The sequence below is a fragment of the Neolewinella litorea genome, from assembly GCF_004803465.1.
Lineage (GTDB): Bacteria > Bacteroidota > Bacteroidia > Chitinophagales > Saprospiraceae > Neolewinella > Neolewinella litorea.
Genome location: NZ_SRSF01000013.1, coordinates 13,974 through 40,054, shown reverse-complemented (window position 1 = coordinate 40,054; position 26,081 = coordinate 13,974). Strand labels below are relative to the sequence as shown.

General features: G+C 61.2%; 21 protein-coding genes. 11 read left to right on the top strand and 10 right to left on the bottom strand.

Translation table 11 applies throughout. The annotated features are described in order from the left end of the window. Positions 1–30 precede the first annotated feature (30 nt). Positions 31–1,575 (top strand): DUF6503 family protein, encoded by a 1,545-nt coding sequence (locus E4021_RS16780; RefSeq protein ID WP_136460541.1) that lies wholly within the window; start codon positions 31–33, stop codon positions 1,573–1,575. A gap of 4 nt (positions 1,576–1,579) precedes the next feature. Here E4021_RS16780 and pulA read toward each other — a convergent pair whose 3' ends face one another. From pulA to E4021_RS16765, 3 genes are all read right to left on the bottom strand, one after another. Next, positions 1,580–3,547, bottom strand: coding sequence for a type I pullulanase (gene pulA, locus E4021_RS16775; RefSeq protein ID WP_246050322.1), 1,968 nt, complete (start codon positions 3,545–3,547; stop codon positions 1,580–1,582). A gap of 64 nt (positions 3,548–3,611) precedes the next feature. Next, positions 3,612–4,397 (bottom strand): alpha/beta hydrolase, encoded by a 786-nt coding sequence (locus tag E4021_RS16770; protein ID WP_136460539.1) that lies wholly within the window; start codon positions 4,395–4,397, stop codon positions 3,612–3,614. A gap of 30 nt (positions 4,398–4,427) precedes the next feature. After that, on the bottom strand, positions 4,428–4,607 hold the full coding sequence (locus E4021_RS16765) for a hypothetical protein (protein WP_246050321.1): 180 nt from the start codon (positions 4,605–4,607) through the stop codon (positions 4,428–4,430). A 94-nt stretch (positions 4,608–4,701) separates the two neighbouring features. Between E4021_RS16765 and E4021_RS16760 the strand changes: the two genes are divergently transcribed. Further along, positions 4,702–5,922 (top strand): sulfite oxidase, encoded by a 1,221-nt coding sequence (locus E4021_RS16760; RefSeq protein ID WP_406603365.1) that lies wholly within the window; start codon positions 4,702–4,704, stop codon positions 5,920–5,922. Between the two features lie 5 nt (positions 5,923–5,927). Further along, positions 5,928–6,341, top strand: coding sequence for a hypothetical protein (locus tag E4021_RS16755; RefSeq protein ID WP_136460536.1), 414 nt, complete (start codon positions 5,928–5,930; stop codon positions 6,339–6,341). On the opposite strand, the gene ettA is transcribed toward E4021_RS16755, so the two are convergent. The 3 genes from ettA to yidC all read right to left on the bottom strand — a co-directional run bounded on the left by ettA (position 6,331) and on the right by yidC (position 10,798). Further along, positions 6,331–8,013 (bottom strand): energy-dependent translational throttle protein EttA, encoded by a 1,683-nt coding sequence (gene ettA / locus E4021_RS16750; RefSeq protein ID WP_136460535.1) that lies wholly within the window; start codon positions 8,011–8,013, stop codon positions 6,331–6,333. The two genes, E4021_RS16755 and ettA, sit on opposite strands and share 11 nt — an antisense overlap. A 22-nt stretch (positions 8,014–8,035) precedes the next feature. After that, complete coding sequence (locus E4021_RS16745; protein ID WP_136460534.1) at positions 8,036–8,842, bottom strand: DUF6438 domain-containing protein; 807 nt, start codon at positions 8,840–8,842, stop codon at positions 8,036–8,038. 66 nt (positions 8,843–8,908) lie between these two features. Next, complete coding sequence (gene yidC, locus E4021_RS16740; RefSeq protein ID WP_136460533.1) at positions 8,909–10,798, bottom strand: membrane protein insertase YidC; 1,890 nt, start codon at positions 10,796–10,798, stop codon at positions 8,909–8,911. An 84-nt stretch (positions 10,799–10,882) separates the two neighbouring features. Here yidC and E4021_RS16735 point away from each other — a divergent pair, with 84 nt between their 5' ends. After that, a complete protein-coding gene (locus tag E4021_RS16735; RefSeq protein ID WP_168797664.1) occupies positions 10,883–11,317 on the top strand; it encodes a DUF3293 domain-containing protein in 435 nt (144 codons plus the stop codon). Here the strand turns inward: E4021_RS16735 and E4021_RS16730 are convergent. The 4 genes from E4021_RS16730 to E4021_RS16715 are packed head-to-tail and all read right to left on the bottom strand — an operon-like array spanning position 11,303 to position 15,101. Continuing rightward, a complete protein-coding gene (locus tag E4021_RS16730) occupies positions 11,303–12,334 on the bottom strand; it encodes a Gfo/Idh/MocA family protein (protein WP_136460531.1) in 1,032 nt (343 codons plus the stop codon). The genes E4021_RS16735 and E4021_RS16730 overlap by 15 nt on opposite strands. A gap of 52 nt (positions 12,335–12,386) precedes the next feature. Then, the gene (locus E4021_RS16725; RefSeq protein ID WP_136460530.1) at positions 12,387–12,959 is read right to left on the bottom strand and encodes an acyltransferase; all 573 of its coding nucleotides are present in this window, start codon (positions 12,957–12,959) and stop codon (positions 12,387–12,389) included. Between the two features lies 1 nt (position 12,960). After that, entirely contained in the window at positions 12,961–13,893 is a 933-nt protein-coding gene (locus E4021_RS16720; protein WP_136460529.1) for a geranylgeranylglycerol-phosphate geranylgeranyltransferase, read from the bottom strand. A gap of 35 nt (positions 13,894–13,928) precedes the next feature. Further along, positions 13,929–15,101, bottom strand: coding sequence for an acyl-CoA dehydrogenase family protein (locus tag E4021_RS16715; RefSeq protein WP_136460528.1), 1,173 nt, complete (start codon positions 15,099–15,101; stop codon positions 13,929–13,931). A 290-nt stretch (positions 15,102–15,391) separates the two neighbouring features. Here E4021_RS16715 and E4021_RS16710 point away from each other — a divergent pair, with 290 nt between their 5' ends. The 7 genes from E4021_RS16710 (at position 15,392) to E4021_RS16680 (ending at position 25,990) form a co-directional block, all read left to right on the top strand. After that, positions 15,392–16,498 (top strand): hypothetical protein, encoded by a 1,107-nt coding sequence (locus E4021_RS16710; protein ID WP_136460527.1) that lies wholly within the window; start codon positions 15,392–15,394, stop codon positions 16,496–16,498. Positions 16,499–16,512: 14 nt separating this feature from the next. After that, complete coding sequence (locus E4021_RS16705; RefSeq protein WP_136460526.1) at positions 16,513–18,216, top strand: DUF6909 family protein; 1,704 nt, start codon at positions 16,513–16,515, stop codon at positions 18,214–18,216. A gap of 93 nt (positions 18,217–18,309) precedes the next feature. Then, positions 18,310–19,167 carry a phosphatase PAP2 family protein gene (locus tag E4021_RS16700; protein WP_136460525.1) on the top strand — a complete coding sequence of 286 codons (858 nt, stop codon included), beginning with the start codon at positions 18,310–18,312 and terminating at the stop codon, positions 19,165–19,167. A 50-nt stretch (positions 19,168–19,217) separates the two neighbouring features. Continuing rightward, positions 19,218–20,075 (top strand): phosphatase PAP2 family protein, encoded by an 858-nt coding sequence (locus E4021_RS16695; protein WP_136460524.1) that lies wholly within the window; start codon positions 19,218–19,220, stop codon positions 20,073–20,075. 89 nt (positions 20,076–20,164) lie between these two features. Then, entirely contained in the window at positions 20,165–22,147 is a 1,983-nt protein-coding gene (gene nagB / locus E4021_RS16690; RefSeq protein WP_136460523.1) for a glucosamine-6-phosphate deaminase, read from the top strand. Between the two features lie 156 nt (positions 22,148–22,303). Further along, positions 22,304–23,038: an SDR family NAD(P)-dependent oxidoreductase gene (locus tag E4021_RS16685; protein WP_136460522.1), complete on the top strand. Its 735-nt coding sequence runs from the start codon at positions 22,304–22,306 to the stop codon at positions 23,036–23,038. Between the two features lie 162 nt (positions 23,039–23,200). Next, positions 23,201–25,990 carry a T9SS type B sorting domain-containing protein gene (locus E4021_RS16680; RefSeq protein WP_136460521.1) on the top strand — a complete coding sequence of 930 codons (2,790 nt, stop codon included), beginning with the start codon at positions 23,201–23,203 and terminating at the stop codon, positions 25,988–25,990. The last annotated feature ends 91 nt before the right edge of the window (positions 25,991–26,081 follow it).

Sequence of the window (26,081 nt, the reverse complement as noted above, 5' to 3'; positions counted from 1 at the left end):
CGAATGTCACCCCTCGCGTAACTTAGGCGCATGCATACCCCTCAGTTTCCAGCCTGGATCGGGCATTTTTTGCCTGTACTGCTTTTTTTGCTGCTCCCCGCCCGGGCTACCACCCAGTTCGCGGCACCCCCCGCTAGCCAGGCGGCCTCCGTCGCGGTGACCGTCGGCTACACGGATATGACGGTAAGCTACCACCGGCCATCGGTACGCAACCGGCTCATCTTCGGTCACCTCATCCCCTACGATGAGGTATGGCGGGCGGGCGCGAACGAAAATTCATTACTGCATTTTTCCACCCCCGTCACGATCGCGGAATATCCGATCGGTGCAGGAACCTATTCCCTGTACGTCATCCCCCGACAGGATGGCAACTGGACCTGGATTCTGAACAGTAAAACCGACCGCTGGGGAGCACAAGGCTACACCGCGGCAGACGACGTATTGCGCGTGGAAACCTCCGCCGAGCGATTAGACCAGCGTACGGAAACCCTCGAATACCGGTGGATGAATGTGGGCCATGGTGGTGCGGAGCTAGTACTTGAATGGGAGTGGTACCGCGTTCGCCTGCCTGTCGCGGTCGACACCGACGCCCGCGTAGCCCGGGAAGCGGCCAGTCACCTTTCTCCCGCCCAGGATCCCAACGACTATTACGAGGCCGCGCGCTATTACCTCGAGACCGGCAACCTGCCGGAAGCCAAGCGCTGGATCGACCGCTGGGCCGCGGCCACGGGACCACAGTTCGGGCGCACGCGGCGCCAGGCACTTATCGAACGTGAAATCGGCAACGATTCGCTGGCGTTCGAACTGCTGCGAACGAGCCTGGCCCTCGCCCGGGATGCCGGCAACGATCATTACGTACGCATGAACGAACACACCTTGCGGGAGTGGACACGGAGGCCGGTCGATTTTTCGCCCGACAGCCTCCTGGCGCGCAGCATCGCCTACCACGATCCGGGCGGTAACTGGGGAAAACTGGCCTATACCTTGACGCTGGCGGAATCACGACCGGGCGACGATACCCGCCTGACGGAGTTTACGCTGTCTCCCGTTGCCAGCTATTTTTCTATCGAGCAACAATCGGGTGGCGAACGCTTCACCCTGGGCCTGACCGGAAACGATTTTAGGTACACCTACCTGGGGCAGTCGGCTCTGCCGGATTCTCTGCGACGGGCCCGGCACCTCACCCGGGAACGGACCCAGGTGCTGCGCGACTATTACGGCTACCTGTGGGGTCTCCCTATGAAACTGACCGATCCGGGTACGCTCCTTCAGCCCCAGGTCCACCGGGTATGGTATGACGGTCGGGAGCTGTTGGAGTTGGAAGTCCGCTACACCCCCGAAGCCGGTGGCGACGTGTGGTTCTTCCTTTTTGACCCCGAGACCTTCGCCCTGAGCGGTTACCGCTTTTATCACGCCGCGGAGGGTCCGGGGACGGGTGAGTACATTCTACTGGAGGACGAAACGGAAGTGGCCGGGCTTCGGCTGCCAGCTGTCCGGCATTGGTACCAGACGGCAGAAAATCGCTACCTGGGGACCGACCGGGTGGTAGGGGGCGGGGTCCCGCCCCGGCGCTGAACGGTTACCGACTCACCTGACGGACAAAGACGTTGGCACTGACCCCGGCTACTTCGGTTTCCCCTTCCGATGGAGATCGCTGGAGGCCGGTGGGATCTACCTTAGCGCCATCCACCACCTGTCGCCAGCTGCCCGCGGGCAGTTCGATACGTCGGGTTGCGGGATCGCCGTTCAGTACCACGAAGATATCCGACCACTGGTCGCCGGGAGCATCCTGTATGCGGTAGCTGATAAGTTGACCGTCGTCCGAATCCGATTCCGTAAAGGTGAGGTGACGGGCGATCAGGGCACTCTTTCCCATCCGGAAAGCCGGGTGGGCCTTGCGCAGCGCGATCAGATCGCGCACGTAGTGGTAGGTATCGGCGTGTTCGCGTTTACCCGACCACCGGATGGCATTGACTTCGTCGCTGCTCTTGTAGCTGTTTTCATCGCCCCCTTTCGAGCGCAGGAACTCGGTCCCGGCGTGCAGGAAGGGAATGCCCTGGGATGTCAGAACGGTGGCCAGCGCGAGTCGTTGCATCCGTTCCCGGAGCCAGGCCGGGTCGCGGGGGTTGCTGATCTCCAGGCGGTCCCACAGGGTGTGGTTGTCGTGGCAGCTGACGTAGTTGACGCACTGCGTGGGCTCGGGGGCCCAGGGAGAATCACTGTAATTGATGCTGTCGTAGTCGATCTGGGGGTGCGGGGTGGCGCCCACGATTCCGAAGCGGACGGACTCCGCAAGGTCGTCGGCTCCGCTGACGAAACCCCTTTCTTCGTGCTCGAAGACGCTCCCCTTAAGGGCATCACGCAGGTCGTCGCTGAAGGCCGCTATTTGGATTAGGCTGGAGGTATTGGCCTTGATCGCCCGCAGGCTTTCCTTCAGGGGGCTGTCGCCCGCCGTCCAACCCTCGCCGTAGAGCAGGATGGTGGGATCGATGCTGCGCAGGGTTTCGCTGATGTCATTCATGGTGGCGATGTCGTGAATCCCCATAAGATCGAAGCGGAAGCCGTCGACGTGGTATTCGTCTACCCAATATTCAAGGGACTCGCGAATGTATTTGCGCACCATCGGCCGTTCACTGGCGATTTCGTTCCCGCAGCCGCTGGCGTTGCTGAAGGTGCCGTCTTCCTGGAATCGGTAGAAGTAGTCCGGGACCAACAACTGGAAGTTGCTGTTGTCGGTGCTGCCCGTGTGGTTGTACACGACGTCCATGATCACCCGTATTCCGGCATCGTGCAGGGCTTTGACCATTTGCTTGAACTCCCGGATGCGCACCTTGCCGTCCGCCGGATCCGTTGAGTAGCTGCCCTCCGGCACGTTATAATTCTGCGGGTCGTAGCCCCAGTTGTACTGGGCGGAATCGGGTCTGGACTCATCCAGGCTCAGAAAATCGAAACTCGGCAGCAGGTGTACGTGAGTGACGCCGAGTTCGATCAGGTGACTCAGTCCGGTGGTATCACCGGCGGGGGTCGTCGTTCCCCGTTCGGTCAGCCCCAGAAACTTGCCCTTGTTTCGGATGCCTGACTCCGGGTCGATACTGAAGTCGCGCACGTGCAATTCGTAAATGACGGCGTCGGTGGGCAGGCCCATGGCCGGACGGTGGTCATTGGCCCAGCCCGGAGGATCGGTGTCAAAGAGGTCGACAATTTGGCCACGCAGTCCGTTCGTGCCGACGGCGCGGGCGTAGGGGTCGGTGGCTTCGGCCAACCAGCGGCCGTTGCGTTTGATCTGGAAGGTGTAGTAGGTCCCATCCAGATCTTCCGGGAGGGTGGCCGTCCAGGCGCGGTCAACTTCCTTCATGTCGAGCGTGGCGTGGGCCGACGTGCCGGGTTGGTCGTCCGCGTACAGCTTTACGCGGGCGTCCTGGGCGGCCGGTGACCACAACTTGAAGGTCGTGGAAGCGGGGGTATAGGTGACGCCCAGGTCGGCGTAGGGGTATACGGGATAATCTTCCAGCGTATCGTACTGGGGCCGGGGGTCGGAACAGGTCAAGCAGGGCAGAATTAAGCAGACTAGCAGTAGAACTCTCAAGGAGATGGATTTGAGCAGGCAGGGCTCACTTGATGAGCCGCAGTACTGTTTCGGTGAACAGAGGGTCTAATATAACACCCCGGTGCCCCGACGACGGTAGGGGTATGAGTTCTACGCGCTCCGGCGCCGCTTCCTTGATCTCTTCGGCCATGGCAAAGGGGATCAGTTCATCCTGCTGGCCGTGCAGCACCGTCACCGGACAATTGGCGCGCGCCACGTTTTCGCGGGTATTCAGCGGATACTTCAGAATGAAATCCGGGACCATCCACAGCCACAGGTTCTTCATCGCCGTGATGCTCGCGTAGGGGGCCGCCAGTACGCAGTGCCTGGGATGATTGTTGGCCGCCAGGTAGCTGGCCATACCGGTACCGAGCGAGTAGCCTACGACAATTATGTTCTCCTCAGCGTAGCGTGCCCGCAGGGAATCGTATACGATCTGGGCGTCGGCGAACAGCTGTTCCTCCGAGACAATGGCGCCGCCACTTTTGCCGTACCCGCGGTAATCGAACAGGTAGAGGTCGTACGCGGCGTCCACCAATCCTTCGGTTTGCCGCAGGCTGCGGCGGTTGCTGCCGCGATTGCCGTGCAGGAACAGGATAGCGCCCTCCGCCCCGGGCTTTTGAAAGGCCAGCACGTTCAATGGCACCCCGTCGGGGGTATGCAGGGTCATTTCCTCCCCCACCCCGAATTCGTAGTCGGCCGGCAACTGGCGCGGACGGAAGATCACGCTCTCCTGAAACGCGTACAGGCCCGCGCAAAGGATCGCGTAGGCAACGAGCAGAAAGAGAATGATCCGTTTGATCCAGTTCATGAAGGAGGGCGATAGATGCCCGGTACCAGACTACTCGGCAACGGAGCGCAAGAGACCCATACCGGTGATGAAAAATATGACCCCGACGATCGCCACGCCCCAGGCGTTTTGTCCTAGGGCAAGTTGACCGGGGTTAAAAATGGCTAGGACGCCGGCGGCCAGGGCAATGGCACCCACCAGCGTAAAGACCAGGGCCAGGGATTTCTTCACAGCTTGATTTTCGGCGAAGATACGCGTTCCACTTATGGATGCCGCGTTGCCCATCTGACGGATTGATTATCTTGTCCACGCCCAAAATCCTTCCATCCTGCCCTCTCTCAATCGACGAAAATTCCTCACGCTGGCCGGTCTGCCCGTCGTCTACGCCGCCCGCCTGCCCGCCGGCATTACCTTGCTGGGCCTCGACGACGCGGACCCGCTTCCCGGCAAGCACCCCGGACTTACCGTGCTTAACGACCGCCCGGTCAACGCCGAAACTCCGCCCCATCTTTTGAACGACAGCGTTACGCCCGCCGCCCTGATGTTCGTCCGCAACAACGGGCTGGTCCCCCGCGGGCTCCCTGAGACTCCCACCACCTGGCCCGACGACTGGACCCTCAGAATCACGGGGGAAGCGGTACCCGAACCCGTGACCTTCACGCTCGCGGAACTGCGCCGCCGCTTTCCCACCCATACCTACCAGATCACGCTGGAGTGCGGTGGCAACGGCCGTAAAGAGTTCAGTCCGCCCGCCAAGGGCAACCAGTGGGGCAACGGCGCGGTGGGATGTCCCCGCTGGACCGGCGTGCGTCTGCGTGATGTGCTGGAAGCCGCGAAATACGACCCCCGCAAAGCCGTTTACATCGGCTACTACGGCAAGGATACGCACCTGAGTGGCGACCCGGATAAGGTTCCCATTTCCCGGGGCGTGCCCATCAGCAAAGCACTGGAAGACGAAAGCCTCATCGCCTGGGCTCTCAATGATGAGCCCCTGCCCCTGCTCAACGGATACCCGCTACGGCTGGTCTTCGGGGGGTACCCGGCCAGCTGTTCCGGAAAATGGCTCTCGGAGATCGCGGTGCGTGACCGCGTACACGATGGCGAGAAAATGGAGGGACAATCTTACCGCGTTCCCTGTGAACCGGTGGCGCCGGGCACCGCGGTCGACGACGAGGACATGTGTATTATCCTGGAGATGCCGGTAAAATCGCTCATCACTTCACCCCGGACGGGCGCCGTCATCGAACAGGGGGTACCGCTGTCGGTCGGCGGCCACGCCTGGTGCGGCAGTTCGGAGGTTGCCCGTATGGACTACAGCATTGACTTCGGCAGCACCTGGTCGCGCTGTCGGCTCCAGTCCCCGGCCAACCGCTTCGCCTGGCAGCGATTTACCGCCGAAGTGACCTTCCCCCAGGCCGGCTACTACGAGGTTTGGGCCCGGGCCACCGACGCCGACGGCCGCGCGCAGCCAATGGTACTGCCGGGCTGGAACCCGCGCGGCTACCTGAACAATGCCTGTCACCGCATTGCCGTAAAAGTAGTGTGAGCAACATGAGCCGAAAACTGCGCTACGTCCTTATCCTGGTTGCCCTGATCGCCCTCGCGGGAGTGGGCTACCTGCTATTCGACCGGGAACCGGAACCCCAACCCACCGTGGCTAAACCCTCACGCATCGTGGATGGGCTGGACATGGATACCGGACTGATCGCCGAGGGCGATTACCTGCTAGTCAAGGGGAATTGCCTGGCCTGCCACAGCGCTAAACTGGTGACCCAGAACCGGGCCACGCGGGAAGGCTGGCTGGAGATGATCCACTGGATGCAGGAAAAGCAGGGGCTTTGGGATCTCGGCGCGCAGGAAGGGCCCATCCTGGATTACCTGGCGACCTACTACGCCCCCGAGGAGAGCGGCCGGCGGCCGCCCCTCGAAGACATAGAGTGGTACATTCTGGATACTATCGATTGATCACGTTCTTGAAGCGCGGACGCCGGGGGGTTACGTCTCCCAGCTCGGCTTTTTTAGCAGCCTCGTATTGGCTGTAGTTGCCCTCAAAGAAGCGGATGTTGCCCTCATCCTCAAAGCTGAGGATGTGGGTGGCCAGTCGGTCGATGAACCAGCGGTCGTGACTGATCACCAGAACGCAGCCCGCAAAGCTGTCGAGAGCGTCCTCCAGCGCACGCAGGGTGTTGATATCGATATCGTTGGTCGGCTCGTCGAGCAGCAGGACGTTGCCGCCTTCGCGCAGCGTCATGGCCAGTTGCAGGCGGTTGCGTTCGCCCCCGGAGAGCATCCCTACTTTTTTCTGCTGGTCGGCCCCGGCAAAGTTGAAACGGCTCAGGTAAGCTCGGGCGTTGACTGAGGTATTGCCCACCTCGATCATGTCGTGACCCTGGCTCACTACGTCGTAGATCGTTTTATTGGCATCCTTGAGCTGGGCGTGGCCTTGGTCCACGTAGCTGATCTCCACCGTGTCGCCGATCTTGATCTCGCCGTCATCGGGCTTCTGTTCGTTGACCAGTAAACGGAAGAAGGTGGATTTACCCACGCCGTTGGGTCCGAGGATACCAACGATCGCGTTCTTGGGAATGGTGAAGGTGGCGTCGTCGAAGAGCACCCGGTCGCCGAAGCCTTTCTTCAGGTTCTTGACTTCGATGACTACGTCGCCCAGGCGCGGTCCGGGTGGAATGTAAATTTCCAGGTTCTTCTCGCGCTCGCGGCCCTCTTCCCCGACCAGCTTGTCGTAGGCGCTCAGGCGGGCCTTACCCTTGCTCTGTTTGGCCTTGGGGGCCATACGGATCCACTCGAGCTCCCGCTTGAGGGTCTTCTGCCGTTTGCTTTCCTGCTTTTCCTCCTGAGCGAGGCGCTGGGATTTCTGTTCCAGCCAGCTGGAGTAGTTGCCTTCCCAGGGAATGCCTTCGCCACGGTCCAGTTCGAGAATCCAGCCGGCCACGTTGTCCAGGAAGTAACGATCGTGGGTAACGGCGATGACGGTACCGGGGAAATTCTGCAGGTACTGCTCCAGCCAGTCTACGGATTCGGCATCGAGGTGGTTGGTGGGCTCGTCCAGGAGCAGGATATCCGGGTTGCTGAGCAACAGGCGGGCCAGTGCCGTGCGCCGGCGTTCACCACCGGACAGTACGTCTACCTTGGCCTCATCGGGCGGACAGCGGAGGGCTTCCAGGGCCGTATCGATGCGGTTCTCCAATTCCCAGGCGTTACGGTTTTCGAGTTCCTCCATCAGTTCACCCTGTCGTTCGATGAGCTTGTTCATCTCGTCGTCGGTCATGGGCTCGCTGAACTTCAGGTTGACGGCCTCGTACTCCTTCATCAGGTCGACAGTCTCCTGTACGCCTTCCTCCACAATCTCCCGCACCGTTTTGGTGGGGTCGAGGGTGGGCTCCTGTTCCAAGTAGCCAATCTTGTAGTTGCGGTCGAATACCACGTTGCCTTCGTAGTTCTTGTCTACGCCGGCGATGATCTTCAGTAGGGTCGATTTGCCGCTGCCGTTGAGGCCCAGCACGCCAATCTTGGCGCCGTAAAAGAAGCTGAGCCAGATGTTGTTGAGCACTTTCTTGTTCGCTCCGGGGAAGGTCTTGGAGACCCGCTCCATCGAGAAGATTACCTTATTTTCTGCCATAATGGGTGGTGTATAAAATCAGTTAGTTCTTATTTCTTGGTTGTTGGCTGGCCCGTTCCCAGGCCTGCTCGTCGATGAGGACTTCCAGTCGGTCCATGAAGCGTTCCAGGGCGGGCGGGGCACCGTAGTACACCTTCACCTCGCGCGGATTGCCGTCGCGATCTGGAATCGAAAGATAACGGTAAGGAATATCCGCCGGTATTTCCTCGTCGACCGGATACACCGGAGCCAGGTCAAGCTGCCGAAGGCTGTCGATCGACCGGTTCAGGTCCGCGTAATCCACCGAGTAAAGTTGCCGGTTATAGAGTCCCTGGGCGATCTTTCCCTGGTCGACCAGCAGGGAGGTCATGCCACCTGATTTCAGGTCGAAGGTATAGGCCTCGCAGTCGCCGTAGCAGTTTGATTTACGGAAGGACATCAGGGGAGCTTCGGTAGCGTCGGCGGCCACCTCTTCCCGGTAGCCCTCGTCGACAATGGTGGCCTGCCCCACGCTGGCCTGGTTCTCGATCTTGGCGGTTTTATTTGACTCGATGGGGGGTTGCTCGATGGCCTGCCGGCGGGCACGTACTTCCTCCCGGCGGCGGGCCTTCACGGCAGCGGCGTCGGGGATGGCCTCTGCGTTCTCTATGCCAGGGGCCTGGCCCTCCACGGTTTCCGCTTCCGGACGGTCGGCGATGGCGTCCTGCACTACCGGATCGGGCTGGGCCGGGTCGGTGACGGAGGGCGGCGGCAGGGCGCGGTTGGGCGGGCCGGTCACGCCTACCGGTTGGCGGGAACAGGAGAAAAAGGTCAGAACAAAGAAGAGGAATCCGGTTGCGTAACGGGTCATGGTAAAGGCTTGTACATCAGCAGAAGCCATTTCCGGTGGCAGAGGTTGACTCCCGGCCCGGGGTTCCTACTTGCCCTTCTTGGCCTGGGCGGCGGCCTGCGCGCGCTGCTGTTCCTTGAGGGCCTCCTGGAGGCGGGCACTGAAGCCCGACTTCTTCTTGGGTTTCTTTTTGTTGGCGTCCAGTTTAGCCCGCAGCTTCTCGTTGTCTATGATGAAGTTCTTCGTAATGAGGGTCTGCAGGATATTGAAGACGTTGCTGAAGAACAGGTATGCCGTCAGTCCGGCGGCAAAACTGTTGAAGAAGCCCAGGAACGCCAGCGGCATGATGTACTGGAAGTACTTCATCATGGGCTGGGCGCTGTAGTCCATGTGCCGGCTGTTGTAGTAGGCGTAGATGACCGTCGTGACGGCCCACAGCACGGCGAACAGGCTCAGGTGCCCCTGCATGAAGGGGATCCACTCCGGAAGCCGCAGCACGCTGTCGTAGGTACTCAGGTCATTGGCCCACAGGAAGTTCTCCTGCCGGAAAGTGATGGAGGCCGGGAAGAAGCGGTACAGCGCGAACCAGATCGGCATCTGCAAGACCATCGGCAGACAGCCGCCCAGCGGGCTTGCCCCGTATTCCTGGTACAGCTTCATGGTCTCCATCTGCGCGGCCTGCGCGTCATCCTTGTGCTTGGCCTTCAGCTTGTCGATCTCGGGCTTGAGCACCTGCATCTTGGACTGGCTCACCAGCATCTTGTAGGTGAGGGGGTAGACGAGCATCTTAACCAGCAGCGTCAGCACGAGGATGGCGATGCCCATATTGCCGATGAAACCCGACAGGAAGTTGAACAGTGGCCGGATAATCCACCGGTTGATGGAACCGAAGATCGAAGAGCCGAAACTGATCACGTCCGAAAGGTCGTAGCCAATCGCCCGCAGGCGCTCGAATTCGTTCGGGCCAACGTAAAACGACATACCGAAGGTCTCCGAAGGAGAGTTGCCGACGGGCAGGTTCAGATTGGAGATGAGCACCTTGAGCTCGTCGTCCTGCAACCGGTCGGTATCGGCGATCGTGGTGAGCACCGCGCTGCTGAAGCGGTCGTCGGCAATCAGGGCCGAGGTGAAGAACTGCTGGCTGCCGGCCACCCATTTGAGGGGCTGGTCGTCGAGTTCCTCGGTATCGTCGCTGGTGCAGGAGCAGTAGTCGGTGTCGTCGTCCACCGGCTTGTAGTACAGGGTGGAGTAGTTGGCCTCGTACTGGCTGTTGTTCTCGATCTTGTCGAGGTGGTTCTCCCAGTAGAGCTGGACGGTGCCATTGGTGTTGGCCAATACGTTGTTGAGCCTTTCGAAGCGTACGTCGTAGTCGATCAGGTAGGTATCGTCGGGCAGGGTGTATTTCTGCTCCAGGTAACCACCGCCGTCGACCGCAGCCCGCAGGATGACGGTATTGCCTTCGACGGTGGGGGTGAAGTAAAGGTCGCTGGTGCGTACGCCCTCTCCCGCCACGCCGTTGACGGGCAGGATGTACTCGAACTTGTTCTGCTCGTCCTCCAGAAGCAACAGGGGCAGGTGTACTTCTTCCTTACCATGTTGTTCCACCACCTTGTCGTAGTTCTTCAACTCAGCCTGGCGGATGCTACCTCCCTTGGTGGAGAGGGTAAGTTTGATCAGGTTATTTTCCAGCACCACATCTTCGTCGGTTCCCACCGCGGAAGCGGCAAAGGCACCAAATCGGCCGCCGTACTGCGCCACCCGGGCGGAGTCGGTAAGGGAGGATGGGTCGACCGTCACGGGTTCCCCTTCCCGTTCTTCCGGGGCACGCAGTTGGGTTTCGCTGAGGGCGGCGATGGAATCCTGGTAGCGCTGCTCCAGTTCAATCTCCGCGGCACTCGGAGCGGCCACATACTGCCACCCCAGGAAGAGCAGCATGATGAGGACGATACCGATGATGGAAGTTCTGTCCATCTCCATAGCAGGGTCTTTTAAATGAAAAGGGGCAACCCGACGGCCGCAGCCCGGTTCTTTAGGGGCCGCAAAGGTACACAGCAATACGTTATGCCACCCCCTCCCCCGGATCAGTCTACACCTTCCCCCGACGAACAACTGGCGCGGGCCTACCGCAATGCCGTCTACGTAGTGAACGGTTTCGACCTTAAAATAGACGAGCCACACCCTGATTTTGACGCCTGGCTAACCGAGCGGGGCCACCACCACTACCTGATCCTCACCGCCTACAACCCCTACTCCACCCCACTGCCGGCCGCCGTAAACGCGGAACGGCACGCCACCCTTTTGCACTTGCTGGAGGCCAGAAACTTCAGCTTCACGGCGGCCTCCGGCAGCGATCCGGAAGGGGGATGGCCGGAGGAGCTGGGCGTTTGCCTCCTCGATGTACCCCGGGAACAGGCCTACGCCATAGGGCGCATATATCAGCAACACGCCGTAGTAGAAGGCCAACGGGGCGGAACCCCCGATTTAGTCTGGCTGTGATGCCCGATGGATGCGTTCGATGAGGTCCACTACGGCCCGCCCCTCAGCGGCAGTGGTCGCTACCTCGGCCCGTCCATTCAGGACGTCCACCACATTTTCGATCACGAAGTGGTGATTGGCCGCCGAGCCCTGATAGGGCCCGTAGTTATTGGAGGCAGGTCCGGGCGGGAGCGCGGGTGCCGTGAACTGCTCCGCGTGGCAATACCGCACCTCGTTCATGTACTGCCCGCCGAGTTTTATGGTGCCCCGGCTGCCGATGACGGTAAAGGTGGATTCAAAGTTGCGGTCCCATACCACCGTGCTGAAGTTTAGCGTGCCCACTCCGCCACCGGGCAGGGAGAAATGCACCATACCGGTATCCGCGAAGGGGTGAATTTCGCAGTGGCACTGGTTTACCATGCGGGCGTGCTCCACGCTTACGCCGTCAAAGGTCCAGCACAGCAGGTCCAGGAAATGGGCAAACTGGGTAAAGAGGACGCCGCCGTCGAGGGCCGGATCACCGTGCCAGGCGTGCGGCTTCCCGTCGGACCGGAGATAGTACCGTCCGTCGCGGTTCCAGAAGCAGTCGAGGTGGACCTGCAGCACGCGGCCCAAACCTCCGGAGTCGATCACCTCCTTCAGCCAGGCGGAGGCGGGGCTGTAGCGGTTCTGCATGACCCCAAAGACCCGCCGGTCGTAACGGTGCGCGGCGGCGATGATGGCGTCGCACTCGGCCACGGACAGCGCCAGGGGTTTTTCCACCACGACGTGGCGACCCGCCGCGAGGCAGGCGACGGCCTGGGCAGCGTGTAGCCCGTTGGGCGTGCAAATACAGGCTACGTCGAAGTCCGATCCCTGCAGCAGTTTGGCGAGGTCCTTAAAATGGGAGACCTCCGGGACGCCGTCGGGCCAGGTCAGCTCCTGCCGGTCGAGGGGGTCACAAACGGCCACCAGTTTCGCTCCGGGGTGGGCGGCTACGAGGGTGGCGTGTCGACGTCCGATGTGACCGAGACCGACGATGGCAAAGCGAATCTTCATGGTGGGGCGCGAAGGTAAGGAGCGGCGAAGAAGCGAGGACGGGTGGCGTCGTCTAGTCCCCGTCGTGGGTCACTACCCCGTCGGCGAGGGAATACGTCCCGGAATCGGGGCACACCGCCCGGCCACGTACATCAAATTGCAGGCGGTTCCCGGCGGCGCTCATCCAACCGATCTGCCGGGCGGGGGTTCCAACCACCAGGGCGTAGGGGGGAACGTCATGGGTGACCACCGCCCCGGCCCCGACGAAAGCGTATTCAGACAGGGTAAGACCGCAAAGGATGGTAGCATTAGACCCGATGGTGACGCCGTCCTCGACCACGGTCGTGGCGTATTCCCCCCGCCGGTTGACGGCGGCGCGCGGGTTGCGCACGTTGGTAAATACTGCGGACGGCCCGATGAATACGTTGCTCCCAATCCGGAGCCCCGAATACAGGCTGACGTTGTTCTGCACCTTGCACCCGCTGCCGAGCCGCACCCCCTGCGCTACGAAAACGTTCTGCCCGAGGTTGCAATCGGGACCGATCTCGCATTCCGGCATCAGGTGACTGAAATGCCAAATCCGGCAACCGGTGCCGATCCTGGCGCCCGCATCCACGACGGCGGTCGGGTGCACGTAGTAATCCATATCAGAAAAAGATCAGTAAGCCCAGGCCACCGATGAGGAGAAATTTGATCTGGGTACTGAGCCGGTGATAGTCGACCTGTTGGTGGCCGCGGGCCAGTTGGGCGACGATGACGATCACGGCCAGCAGCAGCAGGGTAATGCACACCAGCATTGGCGGCTGCATGAAGGCCGGCCAGCCGAGAAATACGGGGCTGAGGATGGAGATTATGACCATGATGCCGAGCACGATGGCCAGGCGGCGGCTCGTAGCCACACCAAGCAATACGGGCAGGGTGCGCCGACCCTCCTGTCGGTCGCCGCGGAGGTCCTCCAGGTCCTTGACCAACTCACGCAGGAGGGTAGCCACGAAGGCAAAGACCATAAACAGAAAGCACACGCGCAAGGTGTCGGCGGCCAGCCCGGGATTGGCCTCGGCGAGCCGGGAAAGCGCGCGGCGTTCGGTAAGTACCAGAATCCCCGGCACCCCGGCACAGTACAGCGCCACCAGGAAATTGCCCACGAAGGGCAGCTTCTTGAGGGTGGCGCTGTAGAGGGCCAGTATGCCGATGGCCAGGGGGAACAGGAACAGCAGCTGCCGTTCGTTCAGCCGCAGGGCCAGGAGAAAGGCGAAGAGGTAACCGACGAACACGATGGCGGAGAAGAGCCACTGGACGTTCTGCCGGCCGACCTTCAACACCATATTCTTGCCGGGGTGGTTGATCGCGTCGATGCGCACGTCGCGCAGGTCATTGATCAGGTATCCGGAGGCCGTGATGGCCACGGTAACCAGGCACAACTCAAAGAACTTCCAGGGGCGCAGTACGCCCGCGATCCCTTCGGCGTCGAGGGCCGGCAGGATGATGCGGTAGTAAATCAGGATTTGCGTCAGCGCAACAACCACAAGGTTCTGTATCCTGACGAGCCGGAAGAGATCAAATAAGGGCAAACGCTCCATGGTCGGCAAGATACGCTAGTGGCTGCTTTCCGGACTTAGTCCCTGAGCAGGTCGCGGCTGATAACGAGACGCTGAATCTCGGAAGTTCCTTCGCCGATGGTGCAGAGTTTGCAGTCGCGGTAGTACTTCTCGGCGGGGTATTCCTTCGTGAAGCCGTAGCCGCCGAAGATCTGTACGGCCTCGTTGGCGACCCGTACGCTCGTTTCCGAGGCGAAGAGCTTGGCCATGGCCGACTCGCGGGTAACGGGCTGACCGGCATCCTTCAGGCGGCCGGCATTGCGGGTAAGCAGTTCGGCGGCCTCGATCTCGGTAGCCATGTCGGCCAGCTTGAAGGCGATGGACTGGAAGCGGCTGATGGCCTTCCCGAATTGCTCGCGTTCCTTGCTGTAGGCCAGGGCGGCTTTCATGGCCCCCTTGGCGATGCCCAGGCTCAGGGCCGCGATGCTGATGCGGCCTCCGTCGAGGATCTTCATGCTATGGATGAAGCCTTCGCCCACTTCCCCGAGGATGCGGTCGGCGGGCAGGTAGCAGTTTTCCAGGATGATCTCGGCCGTTTCACTGGCGCGCATGCCGAGCTTGTCTTCCTTCTTGCCGCCACGGAAACCTTCGTCGCCCCTCTCCACGATGAAGGCCGTCATGCCGTGGCTGTCGAGCAGTTCGCCGGTGCGGGCGATTACGACGGCTACCTCACCGCTGATGCCGTGGGTAATGAAGTTCTTCGCTCCGTTGAGGATGTATCCGCCGTCGGGCTGCTTTTCGGCTACGGTGCGCATGCGACCGGCGTCGGAGCCGGTGTTGGGCTCCGTGAGTCCCCAGGCGCCCAGGTGCTCTCCGCTGGCCAGGGCCGGCAGGTACTTCTGCTTCTGGGCCTCGCTGCCGAACATCAGGATGTGGTTGGTGCAAAGGGAGTTGTGGGCGGCCAGGCTCAGTCCGATGCTGCCGCATACCTGGGCAACTTCGTCAATGACCGTGATGTATTCGGCGTAGCTCAGTCCGCTACCGCCGTACTCTTCAGGAACCAGCACACCCATGAAGCCGTACTCGCCCATTTGGCGGAAAAGGTCGCGGGGAAAGTGCTGCTTCTCATCCCACTCCATTACGTGGGGGAAGATGTTGGTGCGCGCGAAATCCGCGGCGCTTTGCCGGATCAGTTCCAGCTGTTCTTCGCTCGCCGAGGTGGTGGACGGCGAGATCGTATTTGCAGTCATTTTGGTGGTAATTGGTGAAAGGGCTAAAACTTAAATGTTAAAGTCGGGGATTTGTTAGTTACGCGTGCGTCTTTGCCCCGACAGCGGGCATTTGGCGGAAAGGCGGGAGGGTAAGGGCATAAACCAAGTCGCGGCACGGAAAACCAACGTATATTTTCCGACAGCGACCCATGCCGATATTCCTTCTCCGAGTCGCCCGACAAGATACGTAAAACCAATATTAATTCGGTTTTTTAGACCGCAACCAGTCGTCGTTTACGTCGTTACCGGGGCATATGATCCTACTTCGTATGCCAAGATATCAATCTCCCCCGCTCACCCTGTTGATCGCGTTTTTGCTGCTCTTCCTGTCGGGTGCCCAGCTCGGCGCGCAGTCGCTTTTCGACCGCCTGCACCGTCCGTCCGCCACCGAGGTGGTCGACATAGTGCTTACCGTGCCGGTCGACAGCCTACTAAACGATACGCGTCACGACCAGCCCGCCACCTTCACCTACGCCGACAGCTCGGGTAGTACCCGCCACCTCGGGGTCGAGGTTTCGCTGCGGGGTAAGTTCCGCCGCACGCGCTGCTCCACCCCGCCGCTGAAGCTCAACTTCTCCAAAAAGGAATTGCGCGCCGCCGGTTTGGCCGAGCACGACAAGTTCAAGCTCGTCAATACCTGCTTCGAGGACAGCCTGGCCACTACCCTCCTCCTCAAGGAGTACCTGGCCTACCGCGCCTACGCCCTGCTGAGCCCCGCGGCGCACTACCGCACCCAACTGCTGCGGCTGACCCTTCGCGACCTGGGCGGCGGGCACCCCGACCAGACGGCCTGGGCCTTCATCATCGAGGATACGGACGAGATGGCGGCGCGCGCGGGTGGCCATGAAGTAGACACCCTTTCCTCGGTCGATGCCGAGCGCTTCGATCCGGAGGCCGAGGCTACCCACGCCTTGTTTCAGTACCTGATCGGCAATGCCGACTGGAGCCTGGCCATGGACCGCAACGTAAAAATCGTACAGCGGCCGGAAGGGGAACTGGTGCCGGTGGGCTACGACTTCGATTTCAGCGGCTGGGTGGGTGCCCCCTACGCCACGCCGGCCAGCGACCACGGTCAGCAAAGCATCTACCACCGGGTTTATCTGGGCTACGGGCAAAGCGACCGGGTACTGCGCCGGGTGAGCCAGGATTTCCGCGGCCACCGTCGCGAACTGCTGTCACTCATCGAGGACTTCGACCTCATCTCCACCACCGAGCGTAAGATTCTTTACCGCTACGTGCAGCGCTTCTACGACGAGCTGGCTACCATCAGCAGTACCACCGGGGTCCTGTTCTACGACCAGCTGCGCGGGGCCACCGCCGAAGTTATCCCGCCCGGCAGTCAACCGCACCATTTCCGGGCAAGCACGCGTCGGTAATTACCTTTGCGCGCATGATTCAACTTCCCCAGAACCGTACCCGCGCCCAGGAAAGCCGAGCCGCCGTCCAACGGCTATACATCGCGATGCGCCACTTGCTCATCCGCGGCAGCTACAAGCCCGGTGGCATGAGCGGCAAGACGCTGATGGATAACCTGATGATCCTGCGACCAGAGATTTACGGTTCCATCACCGATACCGAGCGGGTGGAACTTAATGGGCTGCACTACGTCTTCCAGCGCCTGCCCAAAGGGATCGAGGAGTGCCGGTTCATCCGGCTGATCACCCGGGAAGGTTACGAGAACAGTCATTTCACCCCCATCGTACCGCCCAAGCGCCGGCGGGAGGCCTACCGCATCGACACCCACGAGATGTACATCGAGATGACGCGGGGCCGCAGCGACATCTACGACATCCTGACGCACCTCACCTTCCTGTACGCGGAGGCCAACAAGATTTACCGCAACAGCCTGGACAGCAAGGGGCGGCAAAAGCGGGAGTGGCAACTCCTGGCCGAGATCGTAGAGCGGGAAAAGAAGGGTGAGGAATTCAAGATCGAGACCGCCTACACCTACCTGAGCAGCCTGCTGGGCCGCACCTACGACGAGATCGTGGACGCCTGCCGCCGGTTCGCCGAAGAGGAGATGGTCAATTCGCTCTTCCACGTCACCTACTGGCTGGGGCTGCTGGCAAAGGAGGAAATTGAAAACGACAACGACCGCGAGGTTTCGTTTTCCAGTACCCTGCGCGAAAAGACCGGCCACCATTACTTCGGTGAACTCTGGGCCAGCGCAGTCAAGGAGGTCCTGCTGGAGCGCGGACTGCTCGGTCGGCCACTCCACGTGGTCAGTGCCAACCTCCACAGCGTTATGAACGCACTTTTTGCACCCGCGGCGACCGCCCAAAAATTGCGCGCCGGACGGTCCGTCTACGACGTGGCCCGCTCCCTGTCCCAGCCCGAAGGGCGGCAACTGCGCGAAATGGTGACCAAACTGGCCCTGAAGAACGGCATGATCGAGATCGTCGACACCAGTGGCAGCAACATCGGGGTACAACTTTTCGATACCGCCGCTTTCGACCCGAAAGTGATCAGCCCGGAACTGGAGTACGCCCCGGCCCCCACGCCCGACACCGCGCCGGTGATCCTGGTGATGGACTACGCCTTCGGAGAACAGGCATACGAGAGTATGGATGAACTGCTGCGGCCCTACCACCCCAGCGGTACCGACGAGGTGTACGAGATGCCCGTGGAAAGCATCAACGTGATGGGCAAGGCCGGCATCCTGGAGGGCATCAAGGGTGACCTGATGATCCCCAATGCCCACATTTTCGAGGGGACGGCCGACAACTACCCCTTCAAGAACAGCTTCACCGCCGCGCAATTCGAGGGCCACGGCCTGGGCGTTTACTGCGGACCCATGGTCACCGTACTCGGGACCAGCCTGCAGAACCGCCAGATCCTGGAGTACTTCCTGGAGAGCAGCTGGAAGGCGGTGGGTCTGGAAATGGAGGGTGCACACTACCAGAAGGCAATCCAGGCCGCGACGCACATCCGCAAAAGCGTCAATCCGGACCTCAAACTGCGCTACGCCTACTACGCCAGCGACAACCCGCTGGTGACCGGTCACACCCTGGCCAGCGGGAGCCTCGGCGTGGACGGCGTCAAACCTACTTACCTAATTACGGTTGAGATCCTCAAGAGCATCTTTCAGTCCTGAGTGGGTCGCATCCCGGCTTTGGAACTGGCAGTTGTTCGTCCTCCACACCCCTACACGCCCAACCCGATAAGCGGGGCGGACAACCTTTTCTACATGCGCACCCTGTACGTTTGTTTCCTGCTGTTTCTGAGCTGCCTCGTGACGGCTCAGGGCCTGCGGCTCGATTCCATTTTCCGCTCTTCGGAGCTATACGCGGTCAATCCGGCCGTCAGCGTCCCGGCCATCGCGGTGGGGGCATACGCGAGCCAGCAGCGCTTGCTCTCCCTGCAGGACAAGCCGGAAATTCCGCGCGAGACCCTTCTGGCGCTGCGACCGGAGGACGTGAACGGTTTTGACCGCGTTGCGCTGCGGCAGGACGTGGACAAGCACAAGCAGGCCATCATCCAAAGCGATTACTTCTTCAATACCGGACAGGTGCTGCCCTTCGGATTATTCATCTGGAAAAAGTACCGCCGCGATTGGTTCGACATCACGCTGATGTACCTGGAGGCGCAGACCCTGCAGGGACTTTTCTACGGCTACGCGCCTTTCGGACCTACGCTGGTGGACCGGATCCGCCCGAAATCCTACTACGAGGAATTTCCTTACGAGGAGCGGACCCACGGCAACGAGTGGAACAGCATGTTCAGCGGGCACGTCTCGACCATGTCCACCGGCTTCTACTTCTTCGCCCGGATGATCGACGATTACAACCCCGATCTGACCGGTGGACAGCGGGCCCTGCTCTACGTGGGGGCCACCGTTCCTTCCGCCATCGGAGGCTGGCTGCGGGTGCGCGGGCTCAAACACTATCCCACCGACACCCTGATCGGCCTGGGCGTCGGGGCCATCAGCGGCATTGGCATTCCCAGCCTGCACAAATGGTGGAAGGCCCGCCACCGTAGTCGCCTGACCCTCAACCCGGTATACGGCGGCGGCGCGGGCGGACTAACCCTGGTGTTGCAGTACTGAGCAAACCGGAACCGTGGTTGTCGGTTAGGATACCACGCTAACAACAACCCATGCTCCGACTCCTTCTCCCCTTCCTTTTTCTCTTTCTCCCTACCCTATTGCCGGCGCAGCTGACCGACGGCGTCGACCCCGAAACCGAATCGGTCTACCGGGTAAAGACCCTTTACGAGGGGCTGGGCGGATTGGCCGTCATGGTGGGGGCCACCACCGGCATCGACGCCCTGCGGAGCAAGGATGAGATCAGCGACGAGACCCTGCTCCGGCTGGAAACCACCAAGGTGGGGCGCCTGGATCGCTGGGGACTGGAGCAGGATGCGCTCAACCGCTTCCGCAGCGAGGAGGCCAGCGACTACTTCTTCAACGGCTCCGTACTGCTGCCCTTTGCGCTGTTTGTGGATCGGAAGTTCCGCAAGGACTGGCTCGACATCGGCGTGCTGTACCTCGAGGCCCACGCACTCTCGGCGGCAACTTATGCCTTCAGTCCGATAGGTCCCCTGTTCGTGGACCGGTACCGCCCCGTGGCCTACTACGATGAACTCAGTTATGAGGACCGGCAGGCCGGCAACAATCGCAACAGTTTCTTCAGCGGGCACGTGAGCACTACGGCCGTTGGTACCTTTTTCTTTACCAAGGTATTGTCGGATTACAATCCGCAGTGGACCGGACGGCAGCGGGCCATCGCCTTTACCCTGGCCAGTCTGCCCCCCGCCTTCGTGGCCGTGCAGCGGGTCCGCGCGCTCAAGCATTTTCCTACCGATACCGTTGTAGGAATGGGAGTAGGCGCCTTCTTTGGCGTGATGGTGCCCCACCTGCACAAGAACTGGGCGCGCAACCACCGCAGCCGCCTCACCCTGGGGGGCGGTTACCGTGACGGGGCGGGAAGCGTAGGCTTCGTAATTACTTACTAAGTTGGCCGAGCGTGGCAGGGCTCTGCTACTTCCCGGGGCGGTCAAAAGTTCCAGAGGGAGTATCTTTTCAGCTCATTAACCCAAGCATAATGTTAGACCTGTCGATCCACGATAAACCCAATGTAGACATCAGCTACCGCCACGTCGGAAGCACCGATGTAACCCGCTACGAAAAAATGCACGTGGAGGTATTCCGCGACTCAGCCAAGGCCTCCATCGCCGTCGCCCACGAGATCGCGGACCTGATGCGGGCCAAGGCCGGACGCGGCGAGCAGTGCGTACTGGGACTGGCCACGGGTTCTTCTCCGATTCGGGTCTACGCGGAACTGGTGCGCCTGCACCGCGAGGAAGGACTGGATTTTTCGCACGTGATCACCTTCAACCTGGATGAGTACTTTGAATTGCCCCGGGGAAGCCGGCATTCCTACTGGTACTTCATGCACGAACACCTGTTCAATCACGTCAACGTCAAGCCGAAAAACATCAACATTCCCAAGGGCAACATCCCCCTGGCGGACGTCTACGAGCACTGCATGGAATACGAGGCCCGGATCAAGGAAGTGGGCGGACTCGACTTCCAGCTGCTCGGTATCGGCCGGACGGGCCACGTAGGCTTTAACGAACCGGGCTCCCATTCCCGCTCGCTCACCCGCCTCATCACCCTCGATCACCTGACGCGCGTGGATGCGGCCAGTGATTTCCAGGGGATATCAAACGTGCCCACGCGTGCCATTACGATGGGAATCCAGACCATCAGTCAGGCCCGCCGCATCGTCCTGCTTGCCTGGGGGCACAAGAAGGCGGAGATTATCCAGAAAACCATCGAGGGGGAGCGCACCTCCGATATTCCGGCCACTTACCTGCAGGACCACCCCAATGTGACGGTGCTGCTCGACGAGGAGTCGAGCGCCGACCTGCGCCGCTTCAATACGCCCTGGCTGGTGGGGCCGTGTGAATGGACCGACATCCTGGAGCGCAAGGCCATCATCTGGCTAAGCCGCCACGTGGACAAGCCCATCCTGAAATTGACGGAACGGGATTACAACAGCAACGGCATGTCGGACCTGCTGGCCCTGCACGGGTCGGCCTACGACCTCAACATCCGGATGTTCAACCAACTGCAGCATACGATCACCGGCTGGCCCGGCGGTAAGCCCAACGTGGACGACAGCCAGCGGCCCGAACGCCGTGACCCGGCCCGCAAGCGGGTGATCCTGTTCAGCCCCCACCCCGACGACGACGTCATCTCCATGGGCGGCACCTTCGCCCGACTGGTGGAACAGGGCCACGACGTACACGTGGCCTACCAGACCAGCGGCAACATCGCCGTGTCGGACGCCGACGCCCTGCGCTTCGCGGAATTTGCCCGCGACCTGAACCAAAACCTCGGGGCCGGAAACGCCCGACTGGATTTCATCATCCAGGAGCTGAACGACAACCGCAAGAAGTCGGAGCCGGACTCTCTCGACGTCCGTACCATTAAAGGATTGATCCGTCGGGGAGAGGCGATCGCGGGAGCCCGTTTCGTAGGTCTCGAAGACGACCACATCCACTTCCTGAACATGCCGTTCTACGAAACCGGCAAAAGCATCAAGGACGACCTTGGCCGGGAAGACATTCGCCTGGTGCGCGATCTGATCGAAAAGGTCCAGCCCCACCAGATATTCGCCGCCGGCGACCTCGCCGATCCGCACGGCACCCACAAGGTGTGCCTGGATGCCATCTTCCGGGCGCTGGAGCAATTGGAGAACGAACGGCCGGAGACCATAGCGGACACCTGGTTGTGGCTCTACCGCGGTGCCTGGCAGGAATGGCCGATCCATGAGATCGAAATGGCCGTACCCCTCAGTCCGGCCCAGGTGGAGGCCAAGCGCAACGCCATCTTCTTCCACCAGAGCCAGAAAGACGGCGCCATGTTCCAGGGTGAGGACCACCGGGAATTCTGGCAGCGTGCCGAACAGCGCAACCGCGAAACCGCCCGGCTGTACAATCAGTTGGGACTTACCGAATACGAGGCCATCGAAGCTTTCCGCCGGTGGGAATTCCGCAAGACGGACCAGCCGAATGGGTAAGACTCCGCCAGCTGAGACGGCAAGGAGGATAGCGTAAGCGAAAATGCTTGGTGCTCCGCCAAGGGTAATTTACCTTCGACTAACGACCGCATCGTGGCGTGCTGGCTGCGGCCGGCCGCCACCGCGCGGCCCGGTCAGTACCGCAACGCCCTAAGCATGATACATTCCCTCTCCGGCAAAATCGCCATTGTCACCGGCGGCAACAGCGGCATCGGTCGCTCCATCACCGAGGTGCTGCGCGAGCGCGGGGCGCGCGTCCACGTACTCGACCTCGATGCCGGAGGTGAGGATACCCACCGTTGCGACGTCACGGATCAGGATGCAGTAAAGCAAACCATCGACCGGATTGCCAGAGAAGCGGGCCGGCTCGACATTCTCATCAACAACGCCGGCATCGGCTTCATCGGGACGCTCGAGCAGACTCGGGAGGTAGATATGGATCGGCTGTTTGCCGTAAACGTCAAAGGTGTTTACAATTGCGCCCTGGCGGCGATCGGGTACCTCAAGGAATCCCGTGGGGTGATTATCAACATGGCCTCTATCGCCTCGACGATCGGCATTGCGGAGCGGTTCGCTTACAGCATGTCCAAGGGAGCGGTCCTCACCATGACCTACTCCATCGCCAAGGACTACCTGTCTTTCGGCGTACGCTGCAACAGCATTTCCCCGGCCCGCGTGCATACGCCCTTCGTGGACCAGTATCTGGCCAGCAACTACGCCGGTCGTGAGGCGGAAATGTTCGAGCGGCTGTCGGCCACCCAGCCCATCGGTCGCATGGGCAAGCCCGAGGAGGTGGCCTACCTGGCCGCCTACCTTTGCTCCGACGAAGCGGCGTTCATCACGGGGACCGACTTCCCGATCGACGGGGGTTACATCAAGCTGAACGGCTAGGCGGGCGGGCCACCGGGAGGGGGCGGGGAGGGAAATTGTGCCTTCACATAATTTCCGGGCACTAGGAACAGTTAAGGGGATAGTTTTTCGCGCCGCGATCCACTTTTTTAAGTTTTTCGGATCGTCGGTGGCTTTGTCCGTCTCTCATATACATCTCTTTCTGTGTTGTTCCGAAATACCCCCCTATGCCTTGGCGTAGCCCTATTGGTGCTGTGCCTGTCCGCTCCCCTTATGGGTCAGGAAGGCTGTAATCTCCCCTCCACCGTAGCCTCCCTGCTGCCCAACCCCTCGCTGGAACAGTTCTCCGCCGGTCAGGAAGGCTGTGCGTCGCGGCAACCCAACGGCCTACCCGACAACACCAACCAGGCCAACTGTCTGGTGGGCTGGCAGCGGGTCAGTCTGGGCACCACTGACGCCTGGAATGCCTTCACCCTGCCGAGTGCCGGTCCGGGCTTTCCGAGCCAACTGCCGCAGCCTTTGCCCAGCGGCACCAGCGTGGCAGGCTTCTGGGTAGGCATCCGGGATACCGACGGCAACCAGTTCCGCAACGGCAACCGTACCTGGGCCAAGGGATACCGCGAATACCTCGCCGCCTGCTTCGAACCGGGCAAGGAAATCGAGGCCGGACTGGACTACCGGCTGACCTTCCACCTGGGATTTGCGGAGCGCGAAACCTACAAGTTTCTCGGTCGCAAGATCGACCTGGCCTCGCCATCAGGCGTGGAACTGGCCATCTACGGGGTGAAGGAGTGCGGGCAACTTGATTTCGGAAGCTTTTACGGCTGCCCGGAGGAGGCCGAAGCGGAAGGTTACGAACTTATCGCCAACGTTACCGTGGACGGCGAGCCTGGCAGCTGGACATTCACGAGCGTGGACTTCGTGGCCGCCGGCGATTACGCGGGCTTCGCCATCGGCGGCAGCTGCGGCAGCGACATTACGCGGGAAGACGGTAAGTACTACCGCAATTACTACTTCATCGACGACATCATCCTGAACCGCCGCGAGGCCTTCGACCAGCCCGTTGCCGGACCCGTTTCCGTAGAGGGACAGAGCATGTGTACCGACGAGATCGTCCTGCGCGGACAGCCCGCCGCGGGCGCAAGCTACCAGTGGCTGCACAACGGCACCGAAGTGCCCGGCGGCAACTCCCCCACCCTGGCGCTGGAACAATCGGATGACCTGGACGGCACCTACGCCCTGCGGATCGCTACGGAAGCCGGCTGCGCGATCACCGAGGAAGTACTGATCCAGCGGCCGGTGATCGGGGATCTTTTCCCCGACTCCATTGCGCTGTGTCCCGGGGGCGGGGCCACCATCTTCCCCACCCACCAGGTGACGGGAACCTTTAAGTGGAGCGACGGCAGCAAGTACAGCTACCTGCCGGTTTCCAAACCTGGCACCTACTCCGTAACCATCAACTCCGCCTGCCTGGAACAAGTAGAGACCTTCGAGGTGGTAGAAACCCCCGACATTTCCTACACCTTCCGGATGAGCCCGGAGAAACCCTGCCCCGGAGACACCGTCGATGTTTGGTTGGAAACCGACTGGTACGCCCCCCTGGTGATGTATACGGTATCCGATGAAGAGACGCATTACGTATCCGGCAGCGCACCGATCCGCGTGGTGGCCGGGGAGGTGAGCACGATCTCGACCCTCCTGATCTCGTCCTGCAATATGTACTCCGATGAGATCGAAGTTCCGGCCCTGCCCCGTTTCAAACCGGAGGCCCTGATTACCGACCTGAACTGCCAGGGTCCCACTGGTTCCATCCAACTGACCACGAACGGATCCGTCCCGGATCAATATGCGTGGAGCGGCCCCGAGGGAGATTTGCCCCCTTCCACTGAAAGCCGCTTGCCGGTAAATGTGCCCGGAACCTATACGGTGACCCTCACCGGATCGGCCAACTGTGCCACCAGCGTCAGTTACGCGGTCGAAGACCGCCAGTTTTCCCTCGATATCCTGACCACCGACGCGGCTTGCGGAGCCGACGGATCGGCCAGCGCCCTGGCCTCCGGGGGCACCCCACCCTACGCCATCCAGTGGCGGGGGGCCGCCGACCAGCCGCCGATGGCGCAAGGCACCACCGTGCTGGCCGATCTGCCGCGCGGGACCTACGTCACGCAGGTCAGCGACCAGAATGGCTGCTTCACCTCCCAGGATTTCACCATTGACGGTCCGGAGCCCATGCAGGCCAGCGCCGAACTGGTACTGGAGGGTTGTTCCCCGGCGATCACCGCCGACCTGGAAATTGAGGTCACCGGTGGCGTAGCTCCCTACACCTACGCGATCGCCGGCGCGGCGGAACAAACCACGCCCCGCCTCAGCGGACTCGAAGCGGGCCGGTACACGGTACAGGTCTACGACGCCCTGAATTGCGCGGCACCACCCGTAGAGACGGAAGTGACCCTACCGGAGCCGGTAAGCGTGGAGCTGGTCGCCGACCGGCGCATCACCTACGGCGAATCCATGCTGCTGGAACTGGCGGTGCAGGGTAGCAATCCTGATGAAGCACTCATCTTCTGGGACTCCAACGCGGAACTGGAATTCCCCGATGGCCTGCTGCGCGCCGTGAGCACGCCGGAAAATACCGCCTGGTACTCGGTGGAATACATCACCCCGGACGACTGCGTGTACACCGACAGCCTGCTCGTGAACGTGGACAATACCGTGCGCGCCTACGTACCTACCGCCTTCAGCCCGAACGGCGACGGCACCAACGACCTGCTGGAATTGTATCCCAACGTGGGCGTCACCGGCGTGGAGAACTTCCGGGTATTCGACCGCTGGGGCGGGCTCGTCTGGGAAACCAGTGAGGAACAAGTCGCCTGGGACGGCACCCAACTCGGCGGCCAACCACTGAGCACCGGCACTTATTTCTACCACGGCCAACTGCGCCTGCTACGGGGCGGCACCACCCAGGTTAAGGGCACCGTTTTGCTTACCCGGTAAGGGAAATATTCCGCCGCGGGAGTGAACATGTGATTTAGTTCTTGTTTTATTGGGTAAAGCGTATATCTTTACGGATATATTTGCTTTGCGT

Coding starts and splice junctions, on each gene's coding strand:
- E4021_RS16780 (WP_136460541.1), top strand. CDS start 31: ATGCATACCCCTCAGTTTCCAGCCTGGATCGGGCATTTTTTGCCTGTA.
- E4021_RS16770 (WP_136460539.1), bottom strand. CDS start 4,397: ATGAACTGGATCAAACGGATCATTCTCTTTCTGCTCGTTGCCTACGCG.
- E4021_RS16755 (WP_136460536.1), top strand. CDS start 5,928: ATGAGCCGAAAACTGCGCTACGTCCTTATCCTGGTTGCCCTGATCGCC.
- ettA (WP_136460535.1), bottom strand. CDS start 8,013: ATGGCAGAAAATAAGGTAATCTTCTCGATGGAGCGGGTCTCCAAGACC.
- E4021_RS16745 (WP_136460534.1), bottom strand. CDS start 8,842: ATGACCCGTTACGCAACCGGATTCCTCTTCTTTGTTCTGACCTTTTTC.
- yidC (WP_136460533.1), bottom strand. CDS start 10,798: ATGGAGATGGACAGAACTTCCATCATCGGTATCGTCCTCATCATGCTG.
- E4021_RS16735 (WP_168797664.1), top strand. CDS start 10,883: ATGCCACCCCCTCCCCCGGATCAGTCTACACCTTCCCCCGACGAACAA.
- E4021_RS16730 (WP_136460531.1), bottom strand. CDS start 12,334: ATGAAGATTCGCTTTGCCATCGTCGGTCTCGGTCACATCGGACGTCGA.
- E4021_RS16725 (WP_136460530.1), bottom strand. CDS start 12,959: ATGGATTACTACGTGCACCCGACCGCCGTCGTGGATGCGGGCGCCAGG.
- E4021_RS16720 (WP_136460529.1), bottom strand. CDS start 13,893: ATGGAGCGTTTGCCCTTATTTGATCTCTTCCGGCTCGTCAGGATACAG.
- E4021_RS16715 (WP_136460528.1), bottom strand. CDS start 15,101: ATGACTGCAAATACGATCTCGCCGTCCACCACCTCGGCGAGCGAAGAA.
- E4021_RS16710 (WP_136460527.1), top strand. CDS start 15,392: ATGCCAAGATATCAATCTCCCCCGCTCACCCTGTTGATCGCGTTTTTG.
- E4021_RS16705 (WP_136460526.1), top strand. CDS start 16,513: ATGATTCAACTTCCCCAGAACCGTACCCGCGCCCAGGAAAGCCGAGCC.
- E4021_RS16700 (WP_136460525.1), top strand. CDS start 18,310: ATGCGCACCCTGTACGTTTGTTTCCTGCTGTTTCTGAGCTGCCTCGTG.
- E4021_RS16695 (WP_136460524.1), top strand. CDS start 19,218: ATGCTCCGACTCCTTCTCCCCTTCCTTTTTCTCTTTCTCCCTACCCTA.
- nagB (WP_136460523.1), top strand. CDS start 20,165: ATGTTAGACCTGTCGATCCACGATAAACCCAATGTAGACATCAGCTAC.
- E4021_RS16685 (WP_136460522.1), top strand. CDS start 22,304: ATGATACATTCCCTCTCCGGCAAAATCGCCATTGTCACCGGCGGCAAC.